The organism is Rhizobacter sp. P3_B12 (assembly GCF_056402895.1).
This window is the reverse complement of record NZ_JBFUGN010000370.1, coordinates 1-5,533: the sequence shown is the minus strand read 5'-3', so window position 1 is coordinate 5,533 and position 5,533 is coordinate 1. Positions and strand designations below refer to the sequence as shown.

The window sequence follows — 5,533 nt, the reverse complement described above, 5'->3', positions numbered from 1 at the left end:
ATGCAGCGCGGCGACGAGAGCTGGAAGAAGTAGTGCGCGCTGCTCTTGAGCACCGGCGTGGCGCCGCTGAGCGCCGAGTAGGGGTTCTTCAGCTCGGTGGGCGCGTAGACGGCGCCGCAGTTCTCGCAGCTGTCGCCGTACTGGTCCTTGGTGCCGCAGCGCGGGCATTCGCCCTTGATGTAGCGGTCGGGCAGGAACATCGCCTTCACCGGGTCGAAGAACTGCTCGATCGTGCGCTCGGCGATCAGGCCCTCCTTGCGCAGCGCGAGGTAGATGTCCTGCGCCAGCTTGTGGTTCTCGGGGCCGTCGGTGGAGTGCCAGTTGTCGAAGCCGATGCTGAAGCCGTCGAGGTACTGCTTGCGGCCGGCGGCGATCTCGGCGACGAACTGCTGCGGCGTCTTGCCGGCCTTCTCGGCGGCGATCATGATCGGCGCGCCGTGGGCGTCGTCGGCGCACACGAAGTGCACCTCGTTGCCGACCATGCGCTGGAACCGCACCCAGATGTCCGCCTGCACGTACTCCATCATGTGCCCGATGTGGAACGGCGCATTGGCGTACGGCAGGGCGGTGGTGACGAAGAGCTTGCGGGTCATCGGAGGCGTCCGGATCAACGGGGGGAAGGGGGCGATTCTAGGCTTGACGGCCCGAGGGAGAAGGGGTGTGGGCTAGACTGCCGGCCGCCACCCGATTGCCTGCCATGACCATCACCGAATCCGCCCTCCTGGCTGCCCTGCAGACCGTCAACGACCCGCTCACCGGCAAGGACGTCGTCGGCGGCCGCCAGGTGAAGAACCTGCGCATCCAGGGGGCGGACGTGAGCTTCGAGCTGGAGCTCGGCTACCCCGCGAAGAGCCTGCACGCGGCGCTGCGCGAATCGCTGCAGCAGGCGGTGCGCACGCTGCCGGGCGTCGGCCGGGTCGACGTGGAGATCGCGACCCGCGTCACCGCCCACGCGGTGCAGCGCGGCGTGCAGCTGCTGCCCAACGTGAAGAACATCGTCGCGGTGGCGTCGGGCAAGGGCGGTGTCGGCAAGAGCACGACCGCGGCCAACCTGGCGCTGGCGCTGGCGGCCGAGGGGGCGAAGGTCGGCATCCTCGACGCCGACATCTACGGCCCGAGCCAGCCGATGATGATGGGCCTGGAAGGCCGCCCGGAAAGCGCCGACGGCAAGACGATGGAGCCGATGCGCAACCATGGCGTCGAGGTGATCTCGATCGGCTTCCTGGTCGAGCGCGACAACGCGATGATCTGGCGCGGCCCGATGGCCACGCAGGCGCTGGAGCAGCTGCTGCGGCAGACCAACTGGGGCGACCTGGACTACCTGATCGTCGACATGCCGCCCGGCACCGGCGACATCCAGCTGACGCTCTCCCAGCGCGTGCCGCTGACCGGCGCGGTGATCGTGACGACGCCGCAGGACATCGCGCTGATCGATGCGCGCCGCGGCATCAAGATGTTCGAGAAGGTCGGCGTGCCGATCCTGGGCATCGTCGAGAACATGGCGGTGCACGTGTGCAGCAACTGCGGGCACGTGGAGCACATCTTCGGGGCCGATGGCGGCAAGAAGATGGCGGCCGAGTTCGGCATGGACTACCTGGGCGCGCTGCCGCTGGCGCTGTCCATCCGCGAGCAGGCCGATTCGGGCAAGCCGACGGTGGTCAGCGAGCCCGACGGCGAGACGGCCGGGCTCTACAAGGCGATCGCGCGCCAACTGGCCGCGAAGATCGCGCAGCGGTCCAAGGACTTCTCGTCGAAGTTCCCGACCATCTCGATCTCGAAGACCACCTGAGGAATGCGCATGCGCTGGATGCCTGTCGGAACGATGGCGTTGTTGGCGGCAGCGGCCAGCATGGCGGCGCCCGAGGACGAGGGCGCGGCGCGCGCCGCCTGGGCGCGCAAGCTGCAGGATTTCCAGCAGTGCAAGGCGGGCAAGCGGGCACCGAGCTACGGGCCGGCGGCGTCGGGTGCGAGGGCGAAGAAGCCCGCCCACTGTGTCGACCCGGGGCCTTTCGTGCCGCCGAGCGCGGCGTCGGCAGCGTCGCCCAAAGGCTGATCAGCGCTTCGTGAACACCAGGTCCCAGACGCCGTGGCCGAGCTTGAGGCCGCGGTTCTCGAACTTGGTCAGCGGGCGATAGGCCGGCTTGGGCGCATAGCCCGCGGCGGTGTTGGCGAGCGCGGGCTCGGCCGACAGCACCTCCAGCATCTGCTCGGCATAGGGCTGCCAGTCGGTCGCGCAATGCAGGTAGCCGCCGGGTGCCAGGTGCGCGGCGAGCTTGGCGACGAACGGCGCCTGGATCAGCCGGCGCTTGTTGTGCTTCTTCTTGTGCCACGGGTCCGGAAAGAACACATGCACGCCGGCCAGCGAGCCGGGCGCGATCATGTGCTCCAGCACCTCGACGGCATCGTGCTGCACGATGCGCAGGTTGGCGATCTCTTTCTCGCCGATGTGCTTCAGCAGCGCACCCACGCCGGGCGTGTGCACCTCGACGCCGAGGAAATCGGTGCCCGGCAGCGCCTGCGCGATGGCCGCGGTGGCGTCGCCCATGCCGAAGCCGATCTCCAGCACCAGCGGCGCGGCGCGGCCGAACGCGGCCTGCGGGTCGAAGCGCTGCTGCGCATACGGGATCAGGTAGCGCGGCCCGAGCGTCTCGAGCGCGCGCATCTGGCCGGTGCCCATGCGRCCGGCGCGCAGCACGAAACTCTTGATGCCGCGCAGCGGAACGGTGGGGTCGGTGGGGGCGGTCATGGCAATTCGGCACGCGTGCCTGGAGGGCAGGGGGCCGAATTGTGCCCGAGCACGCGCTAGAATCGCGCCCGCTGCGGGTGTAGTTCAATGGTAGAACGGCAGCTTCCCAAGCTTCATACGAGGGTTCGATTCCCTTCACCCGCTCCACCAATCGACCTGTGAAGAACGGCGCCACGCACTCAGTCGATCGATCGACCGTCATCCTCGATGTGCCGATCACTGAGTCGGACGAGCTTTCGGGGCCTTGCCCCCTTCGACAAGACGAAGCGCCACCTGGACGTTGTTGCGGCCCGCGCCCTTGGCCTGGTAAAGCATCACATCCGCCTGCCGGACGAGCGCCTCGACGGTCGTGGCGTCACCCTGGTAGAACGCCAGGCCGATGCTGGTGGTGACATCGATCGTCTGCTCGTCGATCACGAACGGCGTCCTCATGGCCTGGACGATCTTGGCGGCGACGGTTGCGGCCATCTCCGGCGTCGGCAGGCCTTCCATGATCACCGTGAACTCGTCGCCGCCCAGGCGGGCGACGGTATCACTGGAACGCAAGGTCTGGGACAGCCTGTCCGCGAAGCCCCGCAGCAGTGCGTCTCCCGCGTTGTGTCCGTGTCGGTCGTTGATCTGCTTGAACCGGTCGATGTCGAGGTACATGAGCGCCATCAGTGCACCCGTGGCGCGGCAGCGCTCCATCGCCTCGGCGACGCGCAACTCGAAGCCGGCGCGATTGACAAGGCCCGTGAGCGGGTCCACGCGTGCCAGCTCGATCAGCCGCTTCTCTTCGAGCTTCTGGCGGGTGATGTCGCTGACCACGGCGTGGAAGCCCAGCACCGTGCTGCCGTYGGCGGCGAGCTGCGGGATGTACTGSGCCTCGTAGCAGACATGGCTGCCTTTGGWCATCTCGCTCTGGAACGTGACRGCCTCKCCCCGCAACGCGGCGCGWATGTGCGGCTCGAYCKTGYSGTACGCCGCATCGCCCAGCAGCGCGCGCACGGTCTGCCCGTGGAKCTCGTCRCGCGGCCGGCCGAARCCTCGCTCGTAGGCCAGGTTGTTGAATCGGTAGCGCTCGTCGGCGTCGATGTAGGCCACRCGCATCGGCAGCGCATCGGCCACCGTGCGCAGACGSGCCTCGCTCTCCTGGAGCGCTCGCTGCGCTTCGCGGTACGAGGTGACGTCGGCGACGAGGGTATACAGCCCGACGACCTTGCCCTGCTCGTCGCGATCGGGAACGGCCGTGACCTGCACATGGCGACGACCTTCGGGGCGCACCATTTCCCGGTCGTACGCAACCTCGTGGCCTCCCAGGGCTTCCCGCAGCCGGGGCTCGACCTCCACCCAGGCCTGCTCGCCATAGAACTCCCGCACGCTCGCCCCGATCTGCGGCGCCGCTGCATCGCCAAACCATTGCTGGTACGTCCGGTTGACGAAGCGAAAGCGCAGGTCGCAGTCGAGGTAGGAGATCAGTGCCGGCAGGTGATCGGTCACCATGCGCAGCCGGTGCTCGCTCGCACGGACCGCCTGTTCCGCGGCCTCGGCAGCCGAGACGCTCGCAACCAATTGCCTGAGCACCGGCCTCACTTCGCTGTGCTGGACATAGATGGCCAGCGCGACGATGCCGACAAGCGCCAACGCAAGAAGGTTGAGGCGTGACCTCATCGGCGCATAGAGCGTCTCGACATCGGTTCGCACCGCGAACCCGAGCCCGAAATCCTTGATCGGCGCGAAGGCCGAGAGGACAGGGTTGCCGCGCTGGTCGTCGAGGAACTGCACGCCCTGTTCGCCGAGCACGGCTCTTGCCACCGGAAGGGTGGGACTGCCGGCCGCGTCGAACATCGGCAGTTCGAACCCGGACGGCCTGAACCGGTTCGGCGCACAGACCAGCCTGTCCTGGTCGCGGCCGCAGATCGCCACGTCGGATGTGTCGCGGGACGCTCGGATGTCCGCCAGCAGACGATCGAACAGCGGCATGCGCTGCTCGGTGAGCACGCGTCCGACGGTGCGCTCCCCGACGCGGACGTCGGTTGACGTGAAGAGCAGGTACCCCTCCCGCCAGGCCAGGGAGGTCGTCGACCCCGTGGTCGACAGGCGCTGGATGACTTGCGTCTTCGCCGATGTCATGGAGCCCGCCTGCGCCACGCACGTGGCATTCGCGGCGTAGATCTCCACACCGGTCAGGTCGGTGGTCAGGACGCTGTCGGCAACCCGCTGCAGGAACTCCTTGGCCACCGCGTCGTCGGGTGCCGTGCTCAGCCTGTCCAGGGCCTGGCGCGCGGCCGGCCGCGTCGCCACGGTTCTCGGGAACCACAGGCTCACCTCGATGGTGTGGGCCAGCGATGTGGCGTTCGTCTCGGCGATGAGCAGCATGTCTTTTGCGACCGAGCGCTCGAAGGTGTCGCGCATGACCCCGAAACCCGCCACGCCCCCCGCCAGGGCGACCAGCGTGATGACCGCGATCGAGCGCCGCTTGATGCGCTGCTCGGTCCTTTGCAACACCTTGGGTTCAAGCGCCTGGGAGGCTCCGTGGAGCATCCACAGGCCGGAGCCGACGACCGAGAGTCCGAGCGCGGTGACCGGCAGGATCCGGTTGAAGCTCGCCACCCAGTACAGCGTCTCCAGGCCCACGAAGTGACCGACCAGTCCGGCCAGGCCGATGATGAAAACGGCCAGGGACAGCGCCAGGAAGACGAGCTGGCGAGGCCTGGTGGAGGGTTGCCTGTTCAGCCAGAAGCCGATGCCGCTGAGCAGGAACGCCAGGCTCGCGTTCGCGGACAGCCGGCCAGGAGAGGGAAGGGT

Annotated in this window: 5 protein-coding genes and 1 tRNA gene; 3 read left to right on the top strand and 3 right to left on the bottom strand. The window is 68.2% G+C overall.

Annotated elements, in window-relative coordinates; all coding sequences use genetic code 11:
* Positions 1 to 593: class I tRNA ligase family protein (locus tag AC1D01_RS18705; protein WP_477868887.1), on the bottom strand; the 593-nt coding region annotated here is incomplete at its 3' end.
* Between the two features lie 104 nt (positions 594 to 697).
* Here AC1D01_RS18705 and apbC point away from each other — a divergent pair.
* Positions 698 to 1,789: an iron-sulfur cluster carrier protein ApbC gene (apbC, locus tag AC1D01_RS18700; protein WP_477868885.1), complete on the top strand. Its 1,092-nt coding sequence runs from the start codon at positions 698 to 700 to the stop codon at positions 1,787 to 1,789.
* A gap of 9 nt (positions 1,790 to 1,798) precedes the next feature.
* Positions 1,799 to 2,053: a hypothetical protein gene (locus AC1D01_RS18695; protein ID WP_477868883.1), complete on the top strand. Its 255-nt coding sequence runs from the start codon at positions 1,799 to 1,801 to the stop codon at positions 2,051 to 2,053.
* Here AC1D01_RS18695 and trmB read toward each other — a convergent pair whose 3' ends face one another.
* Positions 2,054 to 2,746, bottom strand: coding sequence for a tRNA (guanosine(46)-N7)-methyltransferase TrmB (gene trmB / locus AC1D01_RS18690; RefSeq protein WP_477868881.1), 693 nt, complete (start codon positions 2,744 to 2,746; stop codon positions 2,054 to 2,056).
* A 73-nt stretch (positions 2,747 to 2,819) separates the two neighbouring features.
* Here trmB and AC1D01_RS18685 point away from each other — a divergent pair.
* A tRNA-Gly gene (locus AC1D01_RS18685) sits at positions 2,820 to 2,893 on the top strand.
* Positions 2,894 to 2,962: 69 nt separating this feature from the next.
* Here AC1D01_RS18685 and AC1D01_RS18680 read toward each other — a convergent pair.
* Positions 2,963 to 5,533 (bottom strand): diguanylate cyclase domain-containing protein (locus tag AC1D01_RS18680; RefSeq protein WP_477868879.1); only part of this gene is annotated, 2,571 nt, incomplete at its 5' end.

What these genes read in the sequence shown, in the direction of transcription:
- apbC (WP_477868885.1), top strand. Translation starts at nt 698, where the DNA reads ATGACCATCACCGAATCCGCCCTCCTGGCTGCCCTGCAGACCGTCAAC.
- AC1D01_RS18695 (WP_477868883.1), top strand. Translation starts at nt 1,799, where the DNA reads ATGCGCTGGATGCCTGTCGGAACGATGGCGTTGTTGGCGGCAGCGGCC.